Origin of the sequence: Variovorax davisae (genome assembly GCF_030316845.1) — a bacterium.
Classification (GTDB): Bacteria; Pseudomonadota; Gammaproteobacteria; order Burkholderiales; family Burkholderiaceae_C; genus Variovorax; species Variovorax davisae.
The window spans coordinates 188,341-211,668 of the sequence record NZ_JASZYS010000005.1 but is presented as its reverse complement, the minus strand read 5'-3'; the positions used below and the strand labels follow the sequence as shown (position 1 = coordinate 211,668).

At 70.0% G+C, this 23,328-nt stretch carries 22 protein-coding genes and 1 pseudogene; 13 read left to right on the top strand and 10 right to left on the bottom strand.

All coding sequences use genetic code 11. The features are described 5' to 3' along the window. Positions 1-5 precede the first annotated feature (5 nt). Both QTI33_RS13810 and QTI33_RS13805 read right to left on the bottom strand, forming a co-directional pair. On the bottom strand, positions 6-1,367 hold the full coding sequence (locus QTI33_RS13810; RefSeq protein WP_286506567.1) for a sensor histidine kinase: 1,362 nt from the start codon (positions 1,365-1,367) through the stop codon (positions 6-8). Further along, positions 1,364-2,023, bottom strand: coding sequence for a response regulator (locus QTI33_RS13805; RefSeq protein WP_286506566.1), 660 nt, complete (start codon positions 2,021-2,023; stop codon positions 1,364-1,366). The genes QTI33_RS13810 and QTI33_RS13805 overlap by 4 nt, the downstream gene beginning before the upstream one ends. Positions 2,024-2,195: 172 nt before the next feature. Between QTI33_RS13805 and QTI33_RS35280 the strand changes: the two are divergent. After that, positions 2,196-2,483: pseudogene (locus tag QTI33_RS35280) on the top strand (DUF3761 domain-containing protein); the annotation flags it as partial. 21 nt (positions 2,484-2,504) lie between these two features. On the opposite strand, the gene QTI33_RS13795 reads toward QTI33_RS35280, so the two are convergent. Continuing rightward, entirely contained in the window at positions 2,505-3,272 is a 768-nt protein-coding gene (locus QTI33_RS13795; RefSeq protein ID WP_444814842.1) for a pseudouridine synthase, read from the bottom strand. A 146-nt stretch (positions 3,273-3,418) separates the two neighbouring features. Here QTI33_RS13795 and QTI33_RS13790 point away from each other — a divergent pair, with 146 nt between their 5' ends. Further along, on the top strand, positions 3,419-3,631 hold the full coding sequence (locus QTI33_RS13790) for a hypothetical protein (RefSeq protein ID WP_286506564.1): 213 nt from the start codon (positions 3,419-3,421) through the stop codon (positions 3,629-3,631). Positions 3,632-3,761: 130 nt separating this feature from the next. Beyond that, complete coding sequence (locus QTI33_RS13785; RefSeq protein WP_286506563.1) at positions 3,762-4,724, top strand: Bug family tripartite tricarboxylate transporter substrate binding protein; 963 nt, start codon at positions 3,762-3,764, stop codon at positions 4,722-4,724. A 129-nt stretch (positions 4,725-4,853) separates the two neighbouring features. Here the strand turns inward: QTI33_RS13785 and QTI33_RS13780 are convergent, their stop codons facing one another. Beyond that, a complete protein-coding gene (locus tag QTI33_RS13780; protein WP_286506561.1) occupies positions 4,854-5,612 on the bottom strand; it encodes an SDR family NAD(P)-dependent oxidoreductase in 759 nt (252 codons plus the stop codon). Positions 5,613-5,728: 116 nt separating this feature from the next. Between QTI33_RS13780 and QTI33_RS13775 the strand changes: the two genes are divergently transcribed. Next, the gene (locus QTI33_RS13775; RefSeq protein WP_286506560.1) at positions 5,729-6,355 is read left to right on the top strand and encodes an SOS response-associated peptidase family protein; all 627 of its coding nucleotides are present in this window, start codon (positions 5,729-5,731) and stop codon (positions 6,353-6,355) included. Here the strand turns inward: QTI33_RS13775 and QTI33_RS13770 are convergent. Together QTI33_RS13770 and QTI33_RS13765 are read right to left on the bottom strand one after the other, a co-directional pair. Then, the gene (locus tag QTI33_RS13770; RefSeq protein ID WP_286506559.1) at positions 6,352-7,338 is read right to left on the bottom strand and encodes a helix-turn-helix transcriptional regulator; all 987 of its coding nucleotides are present in this window, start codon (positions 7,336-7,338) and stop codon (positions 6,352-6,354) included. The genes QTI33_RS13775 and QTI33_RS13770 overlap by 4 nt on opposite strands. Before the next feature lie 76 nt (positions 7,339-7,414). Then, positions 7,415-8,155 carry a Crp/Fnr family transcriptional regulator gene (locus QTI33_RS13765; RefSeq protein WP_286506558.1) on the bottom strand — a complete coding sequence of 247 codons (741 nt, stop codon included), beginning with the start codon at positions 8,153-8,155 and terminating at the stop codon, positions 7,415-7,417. A gap of 93 nt (positions 8,156-8,248) precedes the next feature. Between QTI33_RS13765 and QTI33_RS13760 the strand changes: the two genes are divergently transcribed. From QTI33_RS13760 to QTI33_RS13725, 8 genes are read left to right on the top strand one after another with little or no spacing between them, the layout of a single operon-like run. Continuing rightward, on the top strand, positions 8,249-10,183 hold the full coding sequence (locus QTI33_RS13760) for an AMP-dependent synthetase/ligase (protein ID WP_286506850.1): 1,935 nt from the start codon (positions 8,249-8,251) through the stop codon (positions 10,181-10,183). Continuing rightward, on the top strand, positions 10,180-10,965 hold the full coding sequence (locus tag QTI33_RS13755; protein ID WP_286506557.1) for an ABC transporter ATP-binding protein: 786 nt from the start codon (positions 10,180-10,182) through the stop codon (positions 10,963-10,965). The genes QTI33_RS13760 and QTI33_RS13755 overlap by 4 nt, the downstream gene beginning before the upstream one ends. Next, positions 10,965-11,894 carry a branched-chain amino acid ABC transporter permease gene (locus tag QTI33_RS13750; protein WP_286506556.1) on the top strand — a complete coding sequence of 310 codons (930 nt, stop codon included), beginning with the start codon at positions 10,965-10,967 and terminating at the stop codon, positions 11,892-11,894. The genes QTI33_RS13755 and QTI33_RS13750 overlap by 1 nt, the downstream gene beginning before the upstream one ends. Positions 11,895-11,909: 15 nt before the next feature. Then, entirely contained in the window at positions 11,910-12,974 is a 1,065-nt protein-coding gene (locus QTI33_RS13745) for a branched-chain amino acid ABC transporter permease (protein ID WP_286506555.1), read from the top strand. Positions 12,975-13,003: 29 nt separating this feature from the next. Then, on the top strand, positions 13,004-14,329 hold the full coding sequence (locus QTI33_RS13740) for an ABC transporter substrate-binding protein (RefSeq protein ID WP_286506554.1): 1,326 nt from the start codon (positions 13,004-13,006) through the stop codon (positions 14,327-14,329). Between the two features lie 20 nt (positions 14,330-14,349). After that, positions 14,350-15,180, top strand: coding sequence for an ABC transporter ATP-binding protein (locus tag QTI33_RS13735; RefSeq protein WP_286506553.1), 831 nt, complete (start codon positions 14,350-14,352; stop codon positions 15,178-15,180). Beyond that, the gene (locus tag QTI33_RS13730; protein ID WP_286506551.1) at positions 15,177-16,424 is read left to right on the top strand and encodes a phenylacetate--CoA ligase family protein; all 1,248 of its coding nucleotides are present in this window, start codon (positions 15,177-15,179) and stop codon (positions 16,422-16,424) included. Before QTI33_RS13735 ends, QTI33_RS13730 begins: the two co-directional genes overlap by 4 nt. Before the next feature lie 36 nt (positions 16,425-16,460). Continuing rightward, a complete protein-coding gene (locus QTI33_RS13725) occupies positions 16,461-17,756 on the top strand; it encodes an acetyl-CoA hydrolase/transferase family protein (RefSeq protein WP_286506550.1) in 1,296 nt (431 codons plus the stop codon). Here QTI33_RS13725 and QTI33_RS13720 read toward each other — a convergent pair whose 3' ends face one another. Beyond that, positions 17,757-18,818 carry a DnaJ C-terminal domain-containing protein gene (locus QTI33_RS13720; RefSeq protein ID WP_286506549.1) on the bottom strand — a complete coding sequence of 354 codons (1,062 nt, stop codon included), beginning with the start codon at positions 18,816-18,818 and terminating at the stop codon, positions 17,757-17,759. It abuts the gene before it with no gap. A gap of 87 nt (positions 18,819-18,905) precedes the next feature. Between QTI33_RS13720 and QTI33_RS13715 the strand changes: the two genes are divergently transcribed. Then, positions 18,906-20,240, top strand: coding sequence for a cytosine deaminase (locus QTI33_RS13715; protein ID WP_286506547.1), 1,335 nt, complete (start codon positions 18,906-18,908; stop codon positions 20,238-20,240). A gap of 29 nt (positions 20,241-20,269) precedes the next feature. Here QTI33_RS13715 and QTI33_RS13710 read toward each other — a convergent pair whose 3' ends face one another. The 3 genes from QTI33_RS13710 to QTI33_RS13700 all read right to left on the bottom strand — a co-directional run bounded on the left by QTI33_RS13710 (position 20,270) and on the right by QTI33_RS13700 (position 23,179). Further along, entirely contained in the window at positions 20,270-20,701 is a 432-nt protein-coding gene (locus QTI33_RS13710; RefSeq protein ID WP_286506546.1) for a CBS domain-containing protein, read from the bottom strand. Positions 20,702-20,964: 263 nt separating this feature from the next. Beyond that, positions 20,965-21,702, bottom strand: coding sequence for an SIR2 family NAD-dependent protein deacylase (locus QTI33_RS13705; protein WP_286506545.1), 738 nt, complete (start codon positions 21,700-21,702; stop codon positions 20,965-20,967). Positions 21,703-21,718: 16 nt separating this feature from the next. Next, positions 21,719-23,179: an NAD-dependent succinate-semialdehyde dehydrogenase gene (locus QTI33_RS13700; protein WP_286506544.1), complete on the bottom strand. Its 1,461-nt coding sequence runs from the start codon at positions 23,177-23,179 to the stop codon at positions 21,719-21,721. Between the last annotated feature and the right edge of the window lie 149 nt (positions 23,180-23,328).

Below are 23,328 nucleotides of genomic sequence, written 5' to 3'. Positions count from 1 at the left end.
GGCGCTCAGGCCGCGATCGGCGGCAGGTGGACCCGCGCCACCAGGCCGCTGCGGTCGCCGCGGTTGGCCAGCACGATGCGCAGCCCGTTGCGCAGCGCCGCCGCCTGCGCGATCGCCAGCCCCAGCCCGCTGCCGCCGGCAGGGGCGCCGGCGACGCGGTAGAAGCGGTCGAAGACGCGCTCCAGCTGGTCGGCCGCGATGCCGGGGCCGTCGTCCACCACGTCGACCACCGGCCGGCCGTCGACCAGGTGCAGCCGGACGTCGACCACGCCGCCCTCGGCCGCATAGCGCACCGCGTTGTCGATCAGGTTGTCGAACACGCTGCGCAGGTCGGCCGCCGGCGCGCTGACCCAGGGCGTGACAAGGCCTTCGAAGCCGACATCGACCCGGCGCTGGTCGGCCAGCACCATCAGCTGGCCGACGCTGTCGCGCAACAGCATGGCCAGGTCCACCGGGCCGCGGGCGCCGGCGGCCGGCGCGTCCTGGCGCGACAGGCGCAGCAGCTGCTCGATCAGGTGCTGGGCGCGCCGGACGCCGCCCTCGAGCTGGGCGAAGCGCTCGGCGGCGTCGCCACGCGGCACGTGGGCGCGCAGGTTCTCGATCTGCAGGCCGATCGCGGCCATCGGGGTGCGCAGCTCGTGCGCCGCGTCCTGCATGAAGCGGCGCTGGGTCGACAGCGTGCCGCGAAGCCGGCCCAGCAGGCTGTTGAAGGCCGCCACCAGCGGCGCGATTTCCTCCGGCACCCGGGCCACCGGCACGCCGTCGGGGCTGGCCTCGTCCTGCGCCGCCAGGTCGCGGGCGACGATGCGCAGCGAACGCGAGGCGGCCGAGACGATCGCCCACAGCAGGCCGAGCGTGATCGGCAGCAGCAGCAGGATCGGCAGACTCTCGAGCAGCGCCCGGCGCACGATCCGGTGGCGTCGGAAGCCGTCGTTCTGCACCACCTGCACCCGCGGCGAGCCGTCGCGCGGCTCGGCGGCCAGCGTGTAGACCCGCCATCCGCCCGTGTCGCCGGGCCCGAGGCGGACGTCGCCGAAACCCGGCTGCGCCTGCAGCGGCAGCGCCAGCCCGCTCCACGAGGTGGCCTGCAGGGTGGCGCCGTCGGCGCTCCACACCTGGACCACGAAGGCGCCACGCTGGACGACGTCGTCGCTGCCCACCGGCTGCAGCGTGGGCAGCCGGTGATGGGTCGCATGCGACTCGGCCACCAGCCGCATCTGGTCGTCCATGAAGTTGTTCACCAGCCGGCCGTAGGCCACGTAGGAAAGCCACACGGTGGCCGCGATCGCCAGCAGATGCAGCGCGACCAGCCAGGCCAGCAGCCGGGTGCGCAGCGAGCGCGGGCGCCAGCCCCAGCCGGCGTTCACGCCGGCACGACCCGCCAGCCGAGCCCGCGCACGTTGCGGATCGCCTCGGCACCCAGCTTGCGCCGCATGCCGTGGATCAGCACGTCGATCGCGTTGCTCGTGACCTCGTCGCCCCAGCCGTAGATGCGGTCCTCGAGCTGCTCGCGCGACAGGATGGCGCCGGGCCGCTCCAGCAGCGCGTGCAGCAGCGCGAATTCGCGCGCGGTGAGCGCCTCCCGCACGCCGTTGACCGTCACGTCGCGGGTCGTGAGGTCGAGCTGCAGCGCGGGGGTGCCGATGACCGAATGCGCGGCGCCGTCGCGGCGCCGCACCACGGCGCGCATCCGCGCCAGCAGTTCGCGCAGAGCGAAGGGCTTCAGCAGGTAGTCGTCGGCGCCGAGGTCGAGGGTCTGGATCCGGTCGTCGAGCCCGTCGCGGGCGGTCAGCACCAGCACCGGCGTGGCGTCGCCGCGGGAGCGGGCGCGCCGCAGCACCTCGGTGCCGTCCTGCTTCGGCAGCCCGAGGTCGAGCAGCACGCAGGTGTAGCCGCCATCGGCGAGCGCGCTGTGCGCCAGCAGGCCGTCGCGGACCCAGTCCACCGACCAGCCGGCGCCGCCGAGCGCATGCATGAGGCTCGCGCCGATCATTTCGTCGTCTTCCACCAGCAGTGCGCGCACGGGATCTCCTTGGAACAGCTTCGACGGCGAGGCTACGCCCGGATTCTTAGCGCCGCATGAGCAGGCGTTGCGCGAAGCAGGAGCAGCGGTCAGGTGGCGTTCAGATCGCATGCGGACGATGCTTGTTCCCCAATACACCGCCCGAGGAGGCGCCCGGATGACTTTTTTCCCCAAGACCCTGCTGGCCGCGGCGGGCCTGCTGGCCGCGCTCGGCGCCCAGGCCCAGCCACTCGCCACCGTCGCGGCCGCCGGCAAGCCGGCAACACGACCCGATCAGGCGACCATGGCCGCCGCGCCCGGCGGTGGCGCCGGCAAGGTCTGGGCCAACGACGAGACCAAGGTCTACCACTGCATGGGCGACCGCTACTACGGCAAGACCAAGAAGGGCGAGTACCTGAGCGAAGCCGAGGCCAAGGCCAAGGGGATGCACGCCTCGCACAACAAGGCCTGCGCGGGCTGAGGCCGCTTGCGCCGGGCCCGCTCAGAACCGTTCGTCGGCGCCCAGGTAGCGCCACTGGCCGACCGGCAGGTTGCCCAGCACCACGCGGCCGATGCGGATGCGCTTGAGCCCCACGACCTTGAGCCCGACCAGCTCGCACATGCGGCGGATCTGGCGCTTCTTGCCCTCGGTCAGCACGAAGCGCAGCTGCTCGGGGTTCTGCCAGTCGACCTTGGCCGGCTTCAGCGGCTGGCCGTCGAGGCTCAGGCCGTGGCGCAGCCGGGCCAACAGTTCGCGCGGGAAGGCGGCCTGCGAGTTCTGCGCCACCGGGCCGTACGACACCCGGACCAGGTATTCCTTCTCGATGCCGGAGTCCTCGCCGATCAATTGGCGCGCCACGCGGCCGTCCTGCGTCAGCACCAGCAGGCCGACCGAATCGATGTCGAGCCGGCCGGCCGGCGCCAGGCCGCGCAGCTGCGGCGGCGAGAAGCGGTTGCGGATCGGGTCCTCGCGCCAGTGGGTGCGCGGGTTGATCAGCACCACCGCGGGCTCGTGGCCGTCCTCGGCCTGCCCGCTGACGTAGCCCATCGGCTTGTGCAGCAGGATCGTGACCTGCTGCTGCTGCTGGTTCTGCGCCTTCTTGTCGACCTCGATGCGATCGGAGGGCGTCACCTTGACGCCCATCTCGGCCACCTGGCCGTTGACCTTGACCCAGCCCTGCGCGATCCAGTCGTCGGCCTCGCGGCGCGAGCACAGGCCCAGCTCGGCCATGCGCTTGTTGAGGCGGGAGGGGGCGGGGGTCTCGGACATCGCGCCCATTGTCGGCGATCCGGAGCGTGCGTTTTTCACGCCAGCCCCGGCTGTTGCATCCGCGGGGGCGGCGGCGTGAATTCGTTGCTGTGCGAGCGCGCGGGGCCTGCGTACAACCGGTCCATGGGCTGAACAAGGAACCGCACATGGACATCCATGCCATCTCGCTGATCGTCGACGAACCGATTGCCGGTCATTTCTACTGGGTGCTGCAGAAGCAGGAGGGCCGCGACTGCCGCCCGATCGACGCCGCCGCCGGGCCGATGCCGACCTACGGCGCGGCGATGATGGCCGGCATCGAGGCCCTGCAGCGGCGCACAGAGGCGCGCGACGACACCGGACCGCCCACCATCCATTGACGCCGCGGCCGCAGTCGCGATCCGCGACCCCGGCCATCGCCAATCGCGAGCGCTGCGGCGGGCGCGTTGGGGCACACTCTCGGCGCATGGCGCCGCACCTTCGCGGCGCCCGAACGACGAGACACCCCCCATGATCCGCAAGCTGCTCACCATCGCCGCCCTGGCGCTGGCCTTCACCGCCGCGCAGGCCCAGCCCTATCCCGCCAAGCCGATCCGCATGATCGTGCCCTTCCCGCCCGGCGGCGGCACCGACATCCTGTCGCGGCTGGTCGCCAACAAGCTGACCGAGGTCAGCAAATGGACCGTGGTGCCGGACAACCGCGCCGGTGCCGGCGGCACCATCGGCATCGCCGAGGCGGTGCGCGCGGCGCCCTCGGGCTACGAGATGGTGATGGGGCAGAAGGACAACATGGTCGTCGCCCCCTGGCTCTACAAGAACCTGAGCTACGACCCGACCAAGGACCTGGTGGCGGTGGCGCATGTCGCCTACACGCCGGTGGTGATCGTCACCCGCAGCGATTCCAAGTTCAAGACCCTGGCCGACGTGGTCGCGGCGGCGCGGGCGGCGCCCGACGCGATCACCTACGGCTCGCCCGGCAACGGCACCACCATCCACCTGGCCGGCGAGATCTTCAAGAGCGCCGCCAACATCAAGATGCGGCACGTGCCCTACAAGGGCTCGAACGCCGCGATGATGGACGTGCTGGCCGGCAACGTCGACCTCATGGTGTCGTCGCTGCCCTCGGCCATGAGCCAGATCCAGGGCGGCAAGCTGCGCCCCCTGGCCGTGACCTCGGCGCGCCGCAGCAGCTCGCTGCCGGACGTTCCCACGGTGGCCGAGCTGGGCTACAAGGGCTTCGACGTCAGCACCTGGTACGGCCTCTTCATGCCCGCCGGCACGCCCAAGGACGTGGTCACGACCGTCAACGCCGAGGTCAACAAGCTGCTGGCCACGCCCGAGATGAAGGCCGCGATCATCGCCCAGGGCGCCGAGCCGCAGGCCATGACGCCGCAGGAACTCGAGACCCTGCTGAAGACCGACTACCAGAAGTGGAAATCGATCGTCCAGGCCTCCGGCGCAACGATTGAGTAACCCCCCAGGTCGGGCTCACTGCGTGTAGCCCTCCCACCCCCCTGCTGGGGGCAACACCTGCGGCCTGGCGAAGCCAGTTCCGCGGTGTTTCACCAACGCGGCCGGGCTGCGCCGGCCATGCCGGGCCTCTCAGTCACGGACATCGGCGACCGGGTTGGCGCCGAAGTCCGGGCGCGCCAGGTATTTCAGGATCTTGGCGGCGGCCGAGGCCGGGCTGTCGAGCAGGCCGTCGGCCTTGAACTTCTCGAAGCGCACCCGGTCCGGGAACATGTCGGCCTCGGCGCCCCGCAGCGCCACCTGCATGTCGGTGTCGATGATGCCGGGGGCCAGCGAGACGATCCGCGCGCCGTTGGCGGCCGCCTTCTCTTCCAGCGCCACGGCGCGGGAGAAATGGTCCATGCCGGCCTTGGCGGCGCAGTAAGGCGCCTGGCTGCCCATCGCATTGCGCCCCAGGCCAGAGGAGATGTTGAGCACCTTGCGCTCGGCGCGCCAGCCCTTGGTGGCCCCGAGGAAGGCCGAGGCCAGCAGCATCGGCGCCTCGAGCCCGACCCGCAGCGCCTGCGCCAGCTCGCTCGCCACCGCCTCGGACAAGGGGCGCGGGCGGCCGACCGTGCCGGCGTTGTTGATCAAGGTCGCGCTGTCGAAGGCATTGGCATCGAGCGCCCGCAGCCAGGCCGCCAGGCGCGCAGCGCCCGGCGCCGGATCGGACAGGTCCAGCTGCCACTGGTCCAGTTCGGCACCGGCCTCGCGGGCGCGGGTGGCGAGCTGCTCGTCGGCCTGGCGCGAGATGCACAGCAGGCGTTGGCCGGGTTGCAGCAACTGCTCGGCCATGGCGCGGCCCAGGCCGCGGGAAGCACCGGTGATGATGGTGAGACGGGAAGAGGTCATGGAGTTTGGGGGAGTTTTCGTGAGCTATGGCGCGCCGCCGGCGCTTGCGCGCCGGCCGAACCTTCCTATGGTATCGGCGGCTGACTAGAATCCGCCAGCTTTCACACCGTCCGGCCATGCCCACCCACTACCAAGCAGCGAGCGAGCCCCTTCACTTCGCCCAGCGCTTCGGTCTGGCCTTCCGCCCGGAGGCGTCGATCGTGCGGCCGGGCCAGCAGGGCCTGTTCGTGCGGCGCCCCCGCGCCGACGACACGGCCCAGGATTCTCTGGCCCGCTTCCAGATCGCCCGCGGGCGCTGGGGCCTGATCCCGCTGTTCAGCAAGGACGGCCAGGACCTCCACACCCATGAGGCGCGCGGCGAGACCGCCTTTGCCGAGCGCAACTTCTACCAGCCCTGGAAGCGCGGCCATCGCTGCGTGGTCCTGGCCGACGCCGTGTTCCAGGACGCCGACAGCGAGGGCCAGACCGTGCGGGTGTCGCGCACCGACGGCCAGCCGCTCGCGCTGGCCGGCCTCTGGAACGGCTGGCGCTCGCCCGCCGGCGAGTGCGTCGAGAGCTTCGCGCTGCTGACGTTTGGCGTCCCCGGCCGGCCGGAGCAGCGCCGCACCGCGATCCTGCGCGACGCCTGGATCGACGACTGGCTGCATTGCCCGGTGGAGGAAACCGCGGCCTACCTGCGGCCCTATGCCGACGACAAGCTGGCGCGGCAGACGCTGCCGGCGGATGCGGTGCGCGCGGCCTAGTCCGCCAGCCGCAGGGCTTCGATCAAGCCGGCGATGTTGCCGACCCCGAGCTTCTCGTAGATCGCCTGGATCTGGTTGCGCACCGTGGCCGGCGAGCGGGTCAGCGTCTGCGCGATCTCCTTGTGGGTGTCCCCTTTGGCGATCAGCTTGGCGATCGTGAACTCGCGCGCCGTCAGGCCATCGGCGAGGCAGCGCGGCCGGGCCTTGAGGAACAGCAGCTGCTGCTCGACGCGGGCGTCGACCACCACGGCGCGGCCGCGAAAGCGCTCGCCGTCGCCCTGGAAGTGGCTCGCGAGCGCGGCCGGCAGACGGCGTTCGTGCCAGTCGTCCCACTCCTCGCCGGCGAGCGCGGCGAAGCGCGCATCGGCGTGGTAGACCACGCCGCGCAGGTCGGCGATGGCACTGCCGCGGGGCACCGCGTCCTGCTCGGCCGGGCCGAGCCGCTCCAGGTGCATCTTGCGGTTGATCGCCAGCGCCTCCATCACGTGCGGCGCCAGCAGCGCCAGCAGGCCGGTCTCCTCGGGCGTGTAGCCGGCATCGCGCTCGGCCCGGTAGAGCAGGATCCAGTGGGCGAAGCGGGTCGCGGGATCGATCACCGTGGTGGCCAGCATGTTCTCGATCTCGAAGCGCCGCATCATGTCGCGGATCGCCTGCTGGCGCGGGTCGGAGAACCAGGTCTCGAGATGGAATCCGCGCGTCGCCCGGGGCTCGGCGAACATGCCCGCCACCGCCGTGTCGAGGTGCTTGACCGACTCGTAGGCCGGCAGCATCTCGGGCGACTTGTTGTGCAGGTGGACGGTGTGGATGTCGGCCCCGCCGGGCGAGGGCGCGGCCGTGCCCCACAGCGAGGAGTCGAACGGGAGCACCCCCTTGACCAGGCCGAGCGCGGCGTCCTGGAACTCGGTGATCGGCAGGTCCTGGGCCATGCGGTAGAGCCGCAGGAGCAGTTGGCTGTAGCGTTGCAGTTCGTCGAGTGAGTCCATCGGGAATGTTCTTGTCGTGGCCGGGGATGTCGCGCCTGCATTCTGCATGCGCGCCGGCCGCCCGGCCCCGCGTCCGCTAGGCGCCGCCCTTGCCCGCCATCACGCTGGCGCGCAGCGCCGCGAGGTCGATCACGCGCAGCCCGCCGTACTCGACCCGGATCGCGCCCTGCGCCTGCAGCGCGCGCAGGGCCTCGTTGACCCGCTGGCGCGACAGCCCGATCAGGTAGGCCAGCTCCTGCTGCGTGATGCGCAGCAGCTCGCCGACCCCCGGGAACAGCACCGGGTTGAACAGCGCCGCGAGGTTGCGCGCCACCCGCACGTCGGGGTCGTTGAGCCGGTCGGTCTCGCGCGCGGCGATGAATTGCGCCAGGCGCTCGTTGAGCTGGTTCATCACGAAGCGGTTGAAGCCGATCGAGTGGTCGAGCAGCCAGTGGAAGTCGTCCGCCGGCAACCCGCCCACCACGCTGTGGCGCAAGGCCTGGACGTTGTAGCGGTAGGGCTCGCGCTTGAGCACCGTGCCTTCGCCGAACCAGCCACCCGGCGGCAGGCCGCTGTAGGTCATCGAGGTCCCGTCGGCGTTGTCGTTGCTCATCTTGAGCAGGCCGGCGACGACGCCGAACCAGTAGGTCGGCGGCCGGCCGATGCGGCAGACCAGGTCGCCCGGCTCGGCCTCTCCGACCACCACCGCCGCCTCGGCGCGGCGCCGTTCGGCGGGCGTCAGCGCGTCCAGCCACGGGATGCTGGCGAGCTCTTCGCCGCTGGCCGGCCGCACGCGGTCGCGGATCGTGGCGTTGCCTGGGTCGGTACCGGCGCGCATCGGGAAACTCCGGGGAGTGTTGTCCCTAGGATTGTCGTTCAAACGACAAGTTGGCGTCAAAGTTGGTCCTACAGTCCGCCCATCGTGCAGACCATCGCTCCTACCTTTCCTCGCCTGTTGCTGGCCCATGCGCAGCAGCAGCCCGATGCCCCCGCGGTGCGCGAGAAGGATCTCGGCATCTGGCAGAGATGGTCCTGGGCGGAGGTCGCGCGCGAAGTGCGCGCGTTCGCCTGCGGCCTGGCGAGCCTGGGCTTCAAGGCCGGCGACAACCTGGCCATCGTCGGCGCCAACCGGCCGCACCTCTACATGGCGGTGATCGCGGCGCAGAGCCTGCGCGGCGTGCCGGTGCCGCTTTACCAGGACGCGGTGGCCGGCGAGATGGTCTTCATGCTCGAAGACGCCGCGGTCGAGTTCGTGGTCGCCGAGGACCAGGAGCAGGTCGACAAGCTGCTCGAATGCCGCGAGATGCGGCCCGCGATCCGCCACATCGTCTACGACGACCCGCGCGGGCTGCGCCACTACGACCAGCCCGGCCTGCTCGGCTACGAGAAGCTGTGCGAACTCGGCCGCGCCTGGGACGCCGCCCATCCCGGGTTCTTCGACCAGAGCGTCGCCGCCGGCGAAGCCTCCGACGTCGCCGTGATCCTCTACACCTCGGGCACCACCGGTCGCCCCAAGGGCGTCTGCCAGACCCATGGCAGCTTCATCGCGGCCGGCCGCGGCGGCGTCGAGACCGACCGGCTCGGCCCCGGCGACAACATCATGAGCTACCTGCCGATGGCCTGGGTCGGCGACCATCTGTTCTCGGTCGCGCAGTGGCTGGTCGGCGGCTTCACGCTCAACTGCCCCGAGTCGGCCGAGACCGTCATGAACGACATGCGCGAGATCGGCCCGAGCTACTACTTCGGCCCGCCGCGCACCTTCGAAGGCCTGCTCACCGCCGTGTCGATCCGCATGGAGGACGCAGCCGCGCCCAAGCGCTGGCTGTATGCGAAGTTCATGGCGCTGGCGCGGCGCGTGGGCGCCGACATCCTCAACGGCGCCCCGGTGAGCCTCGGCGACCGGCTGCTCTACCAGCTCGGCGACTTGTTGGTCTACGGGCCGCTGCGCAACGTGCTGGGCATGAGCCGCATCCGCGTGGCCTACACCGCGGGCGCCGCGATCGGGCCCGACCTGTTCCGCTTCTACCGCTCGATCGGCGTCAACCTGAAGCAGTTCTACGGCCAGACCGAGACCTGTGCCTATGTCTGCCTGCAGCAGGACGGCAAGGTCAAGTTGCAGACCGTGGGCAGCGCGGCGCCCGGCATCGAGCTCAAGATCGCGGCCGACGGCGAGGTGCTGGTGCGCGGCGTGTCGGTGCTGCAGGGCTACTACAAGCGGCCCGAGGCCACCGCCGAGGTGCTCGACGCCGACGGCTACTTCCACACCGGCGACGCCGGCGTGCTCGATGCCGAAGGCCACCTGCGCATCATCGACCGGGCCAAGGACGTCGGCCGGATGCAGGGCGGCGCGATGTTCGCGCCCAACTACATCGAGAACAAGCTCAAGTTCTTCCCCCAGATCAAGGAAGCCGTGTGCTTCGGCGATGCCCGCGACGAGGTCTGCGCCTTCGTCAACATCGACTTCGAGGCCGTGGGCAACTGGGCCGAACGGCGCGGCCTGGCCTATGGCGGCTATGTCGACCTGGCGGCCAAGCCCGAGGTGCTGGTGCTGGTGGCCGAGTGCATCGCCCAGGTCAACGCCGACCTGGCGAGCGAGGAAGGCATGGGCGACACCCAGATCGCGCGCTTCCTGGTGCTGCACAAGGAGCTCGACCCCGACGACGACGAACTCACGCGCACCCGCAAGGTGCGGCGCGGCTTCATCGCCGGCAAGTACGCGGTGCTGATCGAGGCGCTCTACGGCGGCAAGACCGAGCAGTTCATCGAGACCCAGGTCAAGTTCGAGGACGGCCGCACCGGCGCCGTCAGCGCGACGCTGAAGATCGTCGATGCCAAGCGCTTTCCACCCATGAAGGCGGCGGCATGAGCACGCGCAAGACCGGCGAGGTCATCCTCGACGTGCAGAACATTTCATTGAGCTTCGGCGGCGTCAAGGCGTTGACCGACATCAGCTTCGATGTCCGCGAGCACGAGGTGCGCGCGATCATCGGGCCCAACGGCGCCGGCAAGAGCTCGATGCTCAACTGCATCAACGGCGTCTACCAGCCGCAGCAGGGCCAGATCACCTTCCGCGGCCAGCACTTCAGGCACATGAATTCGCGCCAGGTGGCCGAGATGGGCGTGGCGCGCACCTTCCAGAACCTGGCGCTGTTCAAGGGCATGAGCGTGCTCGACAACATCATGACCGGGCGCAACCTCAAGATGAAGAGCGGCATCCTCGCGCAGGCGCTGCGCTGGGGGCCGGCGGCGCGCGAGGAGATCGCGCAGCGCGAGTTCGTCGAGCGGATCATCGACTTCCTCGAGATCCAGCTGCACCGCAAGACGCCCGTGGGCCGCCTGCCCTACGGCCTGCAGAAGCGGGTCGACCTCGGGCGCGCGCTGGCGATGGAGCCGCAGGTGCTGCTGCTCGACGAGCCGATGGCCGGCATGAACGTGGAAGAGAAGCAGGACATGAGCCGCTTCATCCTCGACGTCAACGACGAGTTCGGCACCACCATCGTGCTGATCGAGCACGACATGGGCGTGGTGATGGACATCTCCGACCGCGTGGTGGTGCTCGACTACGGCAAGAAGATCGGCGACGGCACGCCCGACGAGGTGCGCGGCAACGAGGACGTGATCCGGGCCTACCTGGGGACGGAACACTGATGGGCTTTTTTCTCGAAACCCTGTTCGGCGGCCTGATGGCCGGCATGCTCTACGCGCTGGTCGCGATCGGCTTCGTGCTGATCTTCAAGGCCTCGGGCGTCTTCAACTTCGCCCAGGGCGCGATGGTGCTGTTCGCGGCGCTCACCATGGCGCGCTTCGCCGAATGGATCCCGCGCTGGACCGGCCTCGACAACATGCTGCTGGTCAACCTGCTGGCGGCCGGCGTCGCGGCCGCCGCGATGGTGGTCGTGGCCTGGCTGGTCGAGCGGCTGGTGCTGCGCCACCTGGTCAACCAGGAAGGCATCACGCTGCTGATGGCGACGCTGGGCATCAGCTACTTCCTCGACGGCGCCGGCCAGCTGCTGTTCGGCAGCAGCACCTACAAGATCGACGTCGGCATGCCGAAGGATCCGATGATCGTGCTGGAGAACACCTTCCAGGGCGGCCTGCTGCTGAGCAAGGAAGACCTCTACGCCGCGGCGATGGCGGCCCTGCTGGTGGTGCTGCTTTCGCTGTTCTTCCAGAAGACCAAGACCGGCCGGGCGCTGCGCGCGGTGGCCGACGACCACCAGGCGGCGCAGTCGATCGGCATTCCGCTGGCCCGCATCTGGGTCATCGTCTGGTCGGTCGGCGGCCTGGTCGCGCTGGTGGCCGGGATCATCTGGGGCTCCAAGCTGGGCGTGCAGTACTCGATCTCGCTGGTGGCGCTGAAGGCCTTCCCGGTGGTGATCCTCGGCGGCCTGACCTCGGTGCCCGGCGCCATCCTGGGCGGCCTGATCATCGGCGTCGGCGAGAAGCTGTCGGAGATCTACCTCGGGCCGATGGTCGGCGGCGGGATCGAGAACTGGTTCGCCTACGTGCTGGCGCTCGCCTTCCTGCTGGTGCGGCCGCAAGGCCTGTTCGGCGACAAGATCATCGACCGCGTCTAGGGCTTCGACACCACCATGTTCTACCGCGAAAACGGCCAGTTCAAGACCAGCTACCAGAGCGACCTGCAGATTTTCCCGATCGCGCAGGACCGCATCGCGCTCGCGCTGTTCGCGCTGGTGGCCTTCGTCGCCGTGCCGATGCTGGCCAGCGACTACCTCTTCCGCGCCGTGCTGGTGCCCTTCCTGATCCTGTCGCTGGCGGCCATCGGGCTCAACGTGCTGGTCGGCTACTGCGGCCAGATCTCGCTCGGCACCGGCGCCTTCATGGCGGTCGGCGCCTATGCGGCCTACAACCTGAACGCGCGCATCGAAGGCATGCCGCTCCTGCTGTCGCTGATCGGCGGCGGACTCTGCGCGATGGCCTTCGGCATCCTGTTCGGCATTCCGAGCCTGCGCATCCGCGGCCTCTACCTCGCGGTGGCGACGCTGGCGGCGCAGTTCTTCACCGACTGGTTCACCAACCGGGTGGCCTGGGTCACGAACGGCTCCTCGTCGGGCTCGGTCAGTGTCTCGGCGCTGCAGTTCTTCGGCCTCGCGCTCGACACCCCGGCGCGCAAGTACCTGCTGTGCCTGTCGCTGCTGGTGCTGCTGGGGCTGGCGGCCAAGAACCTGGTGCGCGGCGCCATCGGCCGCGAATGGATGGCGATGCGCGACATGGACGTGGCCGCCGCGGTGATCGGCATCCGGCCGGTCTACGCCAAGCTCAGCGCCTTTGCGGTCAGCTCCTTCATCGTCGGCGTCGCCGGCGCGTTGTGGGGCTTCGTGCACCTGGGGGCCTGGGAGCCGGCCGCCTTCGGCATCGACAAGTCCTTCCAGCTGCTCTTCATGGTGATCATCGGCGGCCTTGGCTCGATCGTCGGCGCGGTGTTCGGCGCCGCCTTCATCGTGCTGCTGCCGCTGTTCCTGAACCTGGTGCCGCACTGGCTCGGTCTCGCGATCTCGACCGGCACCGCGAGCTTCCTCGAACACATGATCTTCGGCGCGCTGATCGTGTTCTTCCTGATCGTCGAGCCGCACGGCCTCGCCGCCCTGTGGGCCACGGCCCGGCAGAAGCTGCGGCTGTGGCCCTTCCCTCACTGACCCGTCCATTCAACAACAGGAGACACAGCATGAAGTTCCAGTCCATCGCTCTCGCGGCCGCCATCGCGGCGGCCGGGCTTTCGTCCGCGATGCTGCCGGCGCCGGCCCGGGCGCAGGCCGCCGGCGAGCAGTTCATCCCGCTCCTGGTCTACCGCACCGGGCAGTTCGCGCCGCTGGGCATCCCATGGGCCGACGGCAAGCAGGACTACCTCAAGCTGGTGAACGCGCGCGACGGCGGTGTCAACGGCGTCAAGCTCGCCTACGAGGAATGCGAAACCGCCTACGACGCGGCCAAGGGCGTCGAATGCTACGACCGCCTGAAGGCCAAGGGCAGCGGCGCCTCGGGCTTCGATCCGCAGTCGACCGGCATCACCTTCGCGGTGACCGACAAGGCCTTCAACGACAAGGTCTCGATCGAGACCATGGGCTACGGCCTGTCGCAGTCGGTCGACGGCACGGTGTTCGAATGGAACTTCCCGCTGCTGGGCACCTACTGGACCGCCACCGACGTGATCCTGCAGGACATCGCCAAGAAGGAGAAGGGCAGCCTCAAGGGCAAGAAGATCGCGCTGGTCTACCACGACTCGCCCTACGGCAAGGAACCGATCCTGCTGCTGCAGAAGCTGGCGGCGCAGGACGGCTTCGAGCTGGCCCTGTTCCCGGTCACGCCGCCCGGGGTCGAGCAGAAGTCGACCTGGCTGCAGATCCGCCAGCAGCGCCCGGACTACGTGCTGTTCTGGAGCGCCGGCGTGATGACCCCGGCCGGCATCCGCGAGGCCCAGGCCAGCGGCTTCCCGCGCGAGAAGATGTACTCGGTCTGGTGGGCCGGTTCGGACCATGACGTGAAGGACATCGGCGCCGGCGCCAAGGGCTACAACACGGTCACGATCCACAACAGCGCCTCGCGCGACAAGGTGCACGACGACCTGAAGAAGTTCGTCTACGACAAGGGCCAGGGCACGGCCGCCAACGCCGACGAGATCGGCGTCATGGCCCACACCCGCGGCATGATGATCTCCATGCTGCAGGTGGAAGCCATCCGCGCGGCGCAGGAGAAGTACGGCAAGGGCAAGCCGCTGACGCCCGAGCAGGTGCGCTGGGGCTACGAGAACCTCGACCTCTCGGCCGACAAGCTCAAGGCGCTGGGCTTCGGCGAGATCATGCGGCCGATCAAGACCTCGTGCAGCAACCACATGGGCACCGACTGGGCGCGCATCGCGCAATGGGACGGAGCCAAGTGGCAGGTGCAGCCCGACTGGTACCAGGCGCGCAAGGCCAACCTCGACCCGCTGGTCGCGGAGTACTCGGCCAAGTACGCGAAAGACAAGAACATCAAGCCGCGCTCCTGCAGCTGAGCGGCCCGACGCAGCACGCCATGGTCAACGCATCCGCGCCCGCGCCGGCAGCCCCGCTGCTGGAGGTCAACGGCATCGAGGTCATCTACAACCACGTGATCCTGGTGCTCAAGGGCGTCTCGCTCACGGTGCCGGAGGGCGGCATCGTGGCGCTGCTGGGCGGCAACGGCGCGGGCAAGACGACCACGCTGCGCGCCGTGTCGAACCTGCTGGCGGGCGAGCGCGGCGCGGTGACCAAGGGCACCATCGAGCTGCGCGGCGAGCGCATCGAGGCCCTGTCGCCCGCGGCGCTGGTCAAGCGCGGCCTGATCCAGGTGATGGAGGGCCGCCACTGCTTCGCCCACCTGTCGATCGAGGACAACCTGATGACCGGCGCCTACACCCGCACCGACGGCAAGGCCGCGATCGCGCAGACGCTCGAGAAGGTCTACGCCTACTTCCCGCGCCTGAAGACGCGGCGCACGTCGCAGGCCGCCTACACCTCGGGCGGCGAGCAGCAGATGTGCGCCATCGGCCGGGCGCTGATGGCCAGCCCCAACATGGTGCTGCTCGACGAGCCCTCGATGGGGCTGGCGCCGCAGATTGTCGACGAGGTGTTCGGCATCGTGCGCGACCTGAACGAGAAGGAAGGCGTGACCTTCCTGCTCGCGGAGCAGAACACCAACATGGCGCTGCGCTACGCCGACTACGGCTACATCCTGGAGAACGGCCGCATCGTGATGGACGGCGAGGCGAAGAGCCTGCGCGAGAACGAGGACGTCAAGGAGTTCTATCTCGGCGTCGGTGGCGCCGACCGCAAGAGCTTCCGCGACGTGAAGAGCTACAAGCGACGCAAACGGTGGTTGGCATGACGGATTTCTACGATGCGCTCGAGGTCCGCGACCCGGCCGAGCGCGAGCGCGACCTGCTGGCGGCGCTGCCCAGGCAGGTGCTGCAGGCCCAGTCCGCGACCGCGGCCTTCGGCCACATCCTCGGCGGCGTCAAGCCGGCCGACATCGCGAGCCGCGAGGCACTGGCGACGCTGCCCGTCACGCGCAAGTCCGAACTGCTGGCGCTGCAGCAGGCGCGCCGCGCCAGCGACCCCTTCGGCGGCTTCTCGGCGCTGCGCTTCGGGCCCCGCATGCCGCGCGTGTTCGCCAGCCCCGGCACCATCTACGAGCCCGAAGGCGAGGCGAGCGACTACTGGCGCACGGCGCGCGCGCTGTTCGCGGCCGGCTTTCGGGGCGGCGAACTGGTGCACAACTGCTTCAGCTACCACATGACGCCAGCCGGATCGATCATGGACAGCGGCGCCCGCGCGCTCGGCTGCACCGTGTTCGCCGGCGGCACCGGCCAGACCGAGCAGCAGGTCGAGGCCATCGCCGAGCTGCGGCCGGCGGGCTACATCGGCACGCCGAGCTTCCTCCGAATCCTGATCGAGAAGGCGGCCGAAAAGAACATCGCGCTCGCCTCGCTGACCAAGGCGCTGGTCTCGGGCGAAGCCTTTCCGCCCAGCCTGCGCGACTGGATGGCCGAGCGCGGCGTGGCCGGCATGCAGTGCTACGCCACCGCCGACCTCGGCCTGATCGCCTACGAGACCTCGGCCCGCGAAGGCCTGGTGCTGGACGAAGGCGTGATCGTCGAGATCGTGCGCCCGGGCACCGGCGATCCGGTGCCCGCGGGCGAAGTCGGCGAGGTGGTCGTCACCACCTTCAATCCCGACTATCCGCTGGTCCGCTTCGGCACCGGCGACCTGTCGGCCGTGCTGCCCGGGCACTGCCCCACGGGCCGCACCAACACGCGCATCCGGGGCTGGCTCGGCCGCGCCGACCAGACCACCAAGGTGCGCGGCATGTTCGTGCATCCGGGCCAGGTGGCGGAGATCGCGCGGCGCTTTCCGGAGGTGCAGCGGGCCCGGCTGGTGGTCGAGGGCGAGATGGCCGACGACCGCATGACGCTGCGGCTCGAATGCCCGGCGGCGCCCGCGGGCCTGGCCGAGCGCATCGCCGAGGCGATCCGCGATGTCACCAAGCTGCGCGGCGCGGTCGAGCTGGTGGCGCCCGGCAGCCTGCCCAACGATGGCAAGGTGATCGAAGACGCACGCAGCTATCAATAAGATGGAAGATGGCGGCCGCGAACAGGAGCTTTCGAGATGACCCCCCACGACCTCTACCAACAGAAGCTGCAGCCGGCCGCAGAGGCCGTGCGCCAGGTGTGCGACGGCGACCTGATCATCGTGCCGACCGGGGTCGGTGAGCCGCCCGCGCTGCTCACCGCGCTGTCGGCCCAGCGGCGCGACTTCAAGGACGTGAAGGTGGCGCAGATCCTGGCGATGCGCAAGTACGCCTACATCGACCCCGAGACCACGCAGCACGTGCGCCACGTCGCCCTGTTCTTCGGCGGCGCGACCCGCGCCGGCGGACAGGAAGGCTGGATCGACTTCATCCCCAACTACTTCTCGGAGATCCCGGCCCAGATCGAGCGCGGCCAGATCCCGGCCGACGTGGTCTTCAGCATGGCTTCGCCGATGGACGCCCACGGCTACTTCGCGCTCAGCCTGGGGGCCGACTACACGATGGCGGCGGTGGCCCGGGCCCGCGCGGTGGTGCTCGAGGTGAACCCCAACGTGCCCTTCGCCAACGGCAACTGCCACGTGCATGTCTCGCAGGTCGCGGCGCTGGTGGAGAGCAGCGACCCGGTGCTGGAGGTCGGCCTGCCGAAGATCGGCCCGGTGCAGCAGGCCATCGGCAAGCATGTCGCCGCGCTGATCGAGGACGGGTCGACCCTCCAGATCGGCTACGGCGGCATTCCCGACGCGGTCGTGATGCAGCTCACGGACAAGCGCGACCTGGGCATCCACACCGAGATGCTGGGCGACGGCATCCTGACCTTGATCGAGGCCGGCGTGGTCACCAACCGGCGCAAGAACTACCTGCCCGGCAAGACGATCGCGACCTTCGCGCTCGGCTCGAACAAGCTGTACCGCTTCATGGACCGCAACCCGGCGGTGGAGATCCATCCCGTCAACTTCACCAACGACCCGGCGCTGGCGGGCCTGAACGACAACCTGGTCGCCATCAACGCCACCTTGCAGATCGACCTGCTGGGCCAGTGCGGCTCCGAGAGCCTGGGCCATGCCCCCTTCTCGGGCACCGGCGGCCAGTCCGACTTCGTGCGCGCCGCCAACCGCTCGCGCGGCGGCAAGGCCTTCATCGTGCTGCCTTCGACGGCCAAGGGCGACACGATCTCGCGCATCGTGCCCTCGCTGTCGCCGGGCACGCACGTCAGCACGAGCAAGAACGACATCAACTACGTGGTCACCGAGCACGGCGTGGCCGAGCTGCGCGGCAAGTCGGCCAAGCAGCGGGCACAGGCACTGATCGCGATCGCGCATCCGGATTTCCGCGCCGAGCTGACCGAGCAGGCGAAGCGCGCGAAGCTGCTCTGATCAGCCCTGGGCGGTCCGCCGGTCGCGCGCATCGAGCCCGCGCTCCCAGGCGCGCAGGCCCCGGTGCCAGGCCCGCAGGCGCTCGTCCGGCGCTGCGGCGCCGTGGCCCGACGACGATGCGATGAGTTGGTCGAGCAGGATCTCCTGGTCGGCGCTGAGTTGCTCGGGAAACACCGGCTGCACCGTGACCACCTGGTCGCCGCGCGCGCCGCTGCGCCCGTTCGGATAGCCCTCGCCCGGCAGCCGGTAGGTCAAGCGGTCGCGGCGCAAGGCCAGCGAGCGCAGGCCTGCAAGGGTGGGCAGCTGGATGGTTCGGTTGGCGATCCAGGCGAAGCCGTCGACCGGCATCTCGCAGCGCAGCGTGCCGTCGTCGTCGAGTTCGAAGAAGGGGTGGGCCAGCAGTTCGACCCGAAGCTCGAGATCGGCCGGCGGCGGATTGGCGCGCGCGCGCCGGCCGTCGACGTGCAGCAGGTCGCCGTGGCGCACGCCGGGCGGGATGCGCACCTTGACCTGGTAGGCGCGCGTCTGGGTCCCGGCACCCTCGCAGTCCGGACAGCTTCGCTGGGCGATGCCGCCGCCGTGGCAGGCGACGCACTCGCTCATGCCGCCGGGCCAGCCGAAGAAGGAGCGCTTGGCCACCGCGCCCGAGCCGCCGCAGAGCGCGCAGTTGCCGCCGAGCACCTGGTGGCCGGCCCCGTCGCAGGTGGCGCAGGCCAGGGTCATCCGGCCGCGCAGCGACTTGATGCTGCCGGCGGCCGCCTCCTCGAGCGTGAGCTTGACCTTGCGATGGATGGGCCGGCGCCGGGGTTCATCGGCGTCTTCGGCAGCGGCCGGGGCGGGCTCGGCGTCGTCGGCCGGCGCGGGCGCCGGGCGGGCGGGGAAGCCGGCATTGCGAATGGCCTCGAAGGCCTGGTTGATCCGCTGCATCCGGGCGACGGCATCGGCGCTGCCGTTGCGGTCGGGGTGCCACTGCGAGGCCAGCCGTCGCCAGGCGGCCTTGACTTCACGCTCGGTGGCGTCGGAAGCCAGTCCCAGTTCGGCGAAAGCGTTGTCGGTGCCCATCGGCGCGAATTATCCACGAGCATGCGCGTCGACGGGCATGCTCCTTGCGGCAGCCAGAGCGCAATGGAACCGATCCCCCGCCCGCCGATGACCCACGCCTTCTTCCAGCCGCCCCACGCTTCGCGCCATGCCCTGCGCAACCTGCGCGCCCCCCGCTGCCTGGTGTCGCCCGCGCTGCCGGCCGACACCGGCGACGACCTGGTCGCGATCGACCTGCTGATCGACGACGGCCGCATCGCCGCCATCGACCTGGCCGGCCGCATGCCCGCCGAATGGGGGCCGGACCTCGACGCCTCGATGGTGCTGCCCGGCCTGGTCGACTGCCACACGCACCTCGACAAGGGCCACATCTGGCCGCGCCAGGCCAACCCGACCGGCGACGGCGCGGGGGCCTCGATGGCCACCATGCGCGACCGCCAGGCGAACTGGAACGCGGAGGACGTGCGGCGGCGCATGGAGTTCGGCCTCGCCACCGCCTATGCCAAGGGCGTGGTTGCGATCAGCACCCACCTCGACTCCCTCGCGCCCCAGGCATCGATCTCGTTTCCGGTGCTGCGCGAGGTGCGCGAGCGCTGGGCCGGGCGCATCGACCTCCAGGTGTCGTCGATCGCGCCGCTCGACATCTTCCTCACCGACGAGGGCCGCCGGCTGGCCGACATCGTGGCCGAGAGCGGCGGCAAGCTGGGCTGCGTGACGCGATCCGCGGCCTTTCCGAGCGAAACGATGCCGCCGGAACTCGACGAGGCGCTGGTGCGCGTGTTCACGCTGGCCGGCGAGCGGGGGCTGGACCTCGACCTGCATGTCGACGAATCGACCGACCCGCGCGCACGGGCGCTGATCCGGGTCGCCCGCCATGCGGTGGGCCAGGGCTTCAAGGGCCGCGTGCTGTGCGGCCACGTCACCTCGCTGGCCCTGCAGACCGACGAATTCATCGAAGAGACGATCGCCGCCTGCCGCGATGCCGGCATCGACATCGTGAGCCTGCCGACCGTCAACATGTACCTGCAGGACCGCAGCCCCGGGGCGCGCACCCCGCGCTGGCGCGGCGTGACCGTGCTGCACGAGATGAAGGCGCGCGGGCTGCGGGTGGCGGTGGCCGGCGACAACTGCCGAGATCCGTTCCATGCCTACGGCGACCACGACATGCTCGACACCTTCACCCAGGCGGTGAAGATCCTGCACCTGGACCATCCGCTCGGCGACTGGATCCGCGCCGCCAGCGAGACGCCGGCGGCGATCATGGGCATCGACCGCGGCGTGTTGAAGGTCGGGGCGAGCGCCGACCTGCTGGTGCTCAAGGCCCGCAACTATTCGGAGATGCTGTCGCGCACGCAGTTCGACCGCACCGTGCTGCGCGGCGGGCGGGCGATCGACACCACGCTGCCGGACTACCGGCTGCTGGATGATCTGATGCAGGTCTGAAGGGACGGTCTGGCGGCCGCCGGGCCATCCTACCCGGCGATGTAGTGCTGCAGCTGCTCGATGATGAAGGTCTGCTCGGACATGATGCCCTTGACCAGGTCGCCGATGGAGATCAGGCCGACCAGCTTGCCGTCCTGCATCACCGGCAGGTGGCGGATGCGGCTCTGGGTCATCAGCGCCATGCAGTCCTCGGTGGTCTGGTCGGGCCGCACGTAGATCACGGCCGGCGTCATGACGTCGCGCAGGGGCGTGTCCTTCGACGATCGCGCCAGCAGCACGACCTTGCGCGCGTAGTCGCGCTCGGTGATCATGCCGACGATCTTCTCGCCCTCCATCACGAGCAGCGCGCCGACGTTCTTCTCCGCCATCAGCGCCAGCGCTTCGTATACCGTTGCGGAAGGCTCGATCGAATACACGACCGCGTCGCCCTTCGCCTTGAGGATTTCTGCCACAGTTTTCATGCGTTCTATTCTGCGCGGCGCGTGGACCCTCCACAAGCGCAAGCCAACGGCCTCGACGAAGGGTTTCGGTGCCGTGCCCGCGCTTCCGCTGCGCTGCCGTGGTGCGCAAGGCGGGCCACGGTGTCGGCGACGCGACCATTTCCGGCTTCTGGGCGTGCGATTTGCACACTTTCGTGTCAATCAACGAGCCGGGTCGTTTTGGTGCGTGCCGATGGCCGGCTGTGTCGCTCCTGTAACCGATCGACACAAGAATGCGCAAGGCTTCAGCTTCGCGTCCCCGTCTCGATGCCGACGACCAGCAGCGGCAGCAGTTCCTCGGCCTTGCCGTGCAGCACCGCGGTGGCCGAATCGTCGAGCGCCAGCGGCTCGGCGTTGAGGGTGATGAGCTGCCCGCCGTTGGCGAGCGCCAGCTGGGGCAGGTCGGCGGCGGGATAGACCACCGCGGTGCTGCCGACCAGCACGAAGACGTCCGACGCCTCGGCCGCCACCTGGGCATCGAGCAGCGCGCCCTTGTTGAGCATCTCGCCGAACATCACGACGTCCGGGCGCGCCCGCCGGCCACAGCGGATGCAGCGCTGGAACAGCCAGGGCCCGCGGCGGTTGCCGCAGTGGTCGCAGCGCCAGCGCTGCAGGGCGCCGTGCAGTTCGAGCACGTCGACGGCGCCGGCGCGGGTCAGCAGGCCGTCGACGTTCTGCGTCACCAGCCGCGTCGCCGGGCGCAGCCGCTGCAGCCGCGCCAGCGCGAGGTGGGCGGGATTGGGCTGGGCCGCCTCGACCACGCGCAGCCGCTCGGCCCAGAACTTCGTGAATCCCGCGGGGTCGCGTTCCAGGTCCTCGGCGTGCGAGAAGCGCAGCGCGGCCTGGTTCATCCACAGGCCGTCGGCATCGCGGTAGGTCGGAATGCCCGAGGCCTTGGACAGGCCCGCGCCGGAGAAGACCACGATGCGCCGGGCCGCGCGCAGCAGTTCGACGGCGAGCTCGAGCGCGATGCTCTCGCTCATACGGCCCGGGTCGCGCTCATTGGCCGAGCCCCGCCAGGCAGACGTACTTGATCTCCAGGAATTCGTCGAGCCCGTACTTGGAACCCTCGCGCCCCAGGCCCGACTGCTTGACGCCGCCGAACGGCGCCTCGGCGGTCGAGATCAGGCCGGTGTTGACGCCGACGATGCCGCATTCGAGCGCCTCGGCGACCCGCATGACGCGGCCGATGTCACGGCTGTAGAAGTAAGAGGCCAGCCCGAACTCGGTGGCGTTGGCCTGCGCGATCGCCGCTTCCTCGGTGTCGAAGGCGAAGATCGGCGCCAGCGGCCCGAAGGTTTCTTCGTGCGCCACCAGCATGTCGGCCGTGGCGCCGCCGATCACGGTCGGCTCGTAGAAGCGTCCGCCCAGCGCGTGGCGCTTGCCGCCGGCCAGCACCCGGGCGCCCTTGGCCAGCGCGTCGGCCACATGCTCCTCGATCTTGGCCACCGCCTTGTCGTCGATCAGCGGGCCCTGGGTGACGCCGGGCTCGGTGCCGTCGCCGACCCGGAGCGCGTTCACCCTGGCGACCAGCTTCTGCGTGAAGGCCTCGAGCACGCCACGCTGCACGTAGATGCGATTGGCGCAGACGCAGGTCTGGCCGGTGTTGCGGTACTTGGAGACCATCGCGCCCTCGACGGCGGCGTCGATGTCGGCGTCGTCGAAGACGATGAAGGGCGCATTGCCGCCGAGCTCGAGCGAGAGCTTCTTGATGGTGTCGGCCGACTGCTTCATCAGCGTGCGGCCCACCTCGGTCGAGCCGGTGAAGGTGAGCTTGCGCACGATCGGGCTGCGCGTCATCTCGCCGCCGATCTTCGAGGCCGAGCCGGTCAGCACCGACAGGAGCCCCTTGGGCACGCCCGCGCGATCGGCCAGTTCGGCGAAGGCCAGCGCCGAGAACGGCGTCTGGCTCGCCGGCTTGACCACCATCGCGCAGCCGGCCGCCAGCGCCGGGCCGGCCTTGCGGGTCAGCATGGCGGTCGGGAAGTTCCAGGGCGTGATGGCCGCCGTGACGCCGACCGGCTGCTTGAGCGCCAGGATGCGGCGGTCGGCCTGCGGCGCCGGGATGGTGTCGCCGTAGACCCGGCGCGCCTCCTCGGCGAACCACTCGATGAAGGAGGCCGCATAGGCGATCTCGCCCTTGCTCTCGGCCAGCGGCTTGCCCTGCTCGGTGGTCATGATGAGCGCCAGGTCGTCCTGGTGGGCGAGCATCAGGTCGTTGAGACGGCGCAGGATGGCCGAGCGCTCCTTGGCCGGGCGCCTGGCCCAGGCGCGCTGGGCGACTTCGGCGGCCGCAATGGCGCGCACGGTCTCGGCGCTGCCGCACAGGGGCACGCTGCCGATCGGCTGGCCATTGGCCGGATTGCTGACCGGGAGGGTCTCGCGCGCGTCCGCATCGGCCCATTCGCCGGCGATGAAGGCCTGCTGGCGCAGCAGGGTCGGGTCCTTGAGTTTCAGCATGCTTGTCGCTCCATGGGTCTGGAAATGCAGGAGGGAACGATACCCGCGACAGCGTCCCGGCGCCGGCCCGGGGCCGCAAATCCGCCCTTCGCCCCCATTCCTTGGCCTGCATCAAGCACTTGGGGGAAAACAGCGATGTTCAGCCTCTG

Coding starts and splice junctions, on each gene's coding strand:
- QTI33_RS13710 (WP_286506546.1), bottom strand. CDS start 20,701: ATGAAAACTGTGGCAGAAATCCTCAAGGCGAAGGGCGACGCGGTCGTG.
- QTI33_RS13795 (WP_444814842.1), bottom strand. CDS start 3,272: ATGTCCGAGACCCCCGCCCCCTCCCGCCTCAACAAGCGCATGGCCGAG.
- QTI33_RS13700 (WP_286506544.1), bottom strand. CDS start 23,179: ATGCTGAAACTCAAGGACCCGACCCTGCTGCGCCAGCAGGCCTTCATC.
- QTI33_RS13770 (WP_286506559.1), bottom strand. CDS start 7,338: ATGGACTCACTCGACGAACTGCAACGCTACAGCCAACTGCTCCTGCGG.
- QTI33_RS13740 (WP_286506554.1), top strand. CDS start 13,004: ATGAAGTTCCAGTCCATCGCTCTCGCGGCCGCCATCGCGGCGGCCGGG.
- QTI33_RS13745 (WP_286506555.1), top strand. CDS start 11,910: ATGTTCTACCGCGAAAACGGCCAGTTCAAGACCAGCTACCAGAGCGAC.
- QTI33_RS13790 (WP_286506564.1), top strand. CDS start 3,419: ATGGACATCCATGCCATCTCGCTGATCGTCGACGAACCGATTGCCGGT.
- QTI33_RS13730 (WP_286506551.1), top strand. CDS start 15,177: ATGACGGATTTCTACGATGCGCTCGAGGTCCGCGACCCGGCCGAGCGC.
- QTI33_RS13750 (WP_286506556.1), top strand. CDS start 10,965: ATGGGCTTTTTTCTCGAAACCCTGTTCGGCGGCCTGATGGCCGGCATG.
- QTI33_RS13785 (WP_286506563.1), top strand. CDS start 3,762: ATGATCCGCAAGCTGCTCACCATCGCCGCCCTGGCGCTGGCCTTCACC.
- QTI33_RS13725 (WP_286506550.1), top strand. CDS start 16,461: ATGACCCCCCACGACCTCTACCAACAGAAGCTGCAGCCGGCCGCAGAG.
- QTI33_RS13765 (WP_286506558.1), bottom strand. CDS start 8,155: ATGCGCGCCGGTACCGACCCAGGCAACGCCACGATCCGCGACCGCGTG.
- QTI33_RS13780 (WP_286506561.1), bottom strand. CDS start 5,612: ATGACCTCTTCCCGTCTCACCATCATCACCGGTGCTTCCCGCGGCCTG.
- QTI33_RS13775 (WP_286506560.1), top strand. CDS start 5,729: ATGCCCACCCACTACCAAGCAGCGAGCGAGCCCCTTCACTTCGCCCAG.
- QTI33_RS13705 (WP_286506545.1), bottom strand. CDS start 21,702: ATGAGCGAGAGCATCGCGCTCGAGCTCGCCGTCGAACTGCTGCGCGCG.
- QTI33_RS13720 (WP_286506549.1), bottom strand. CDS start 18,818: ATGGGCACCGACAACGCTTTCGCCGAACTGGGACTGGCTTCCGACGCC.
- QTI33_RS13755 (WP_286506557.1), top strand. CDS start 10,180: ATGAGCACGCGCAAGACCGGCGAGGTCATCCTCGACGTGCAGAACATT.
- QTI33_RS13735 (WP_286506553.1), top strand. CDS start 14,350: ATGGTCAACGCATCCGCGCCCGCGCCGGCAGCCCCGCTGCTGGAGGTC.
- QTI33_RS13715 (WP_286506547.1), top strand. CDS start 18,906: ATGACCCACGCCTTCTTCCAGCCGCCCCACGCTTCGCGCCATGCCCTG.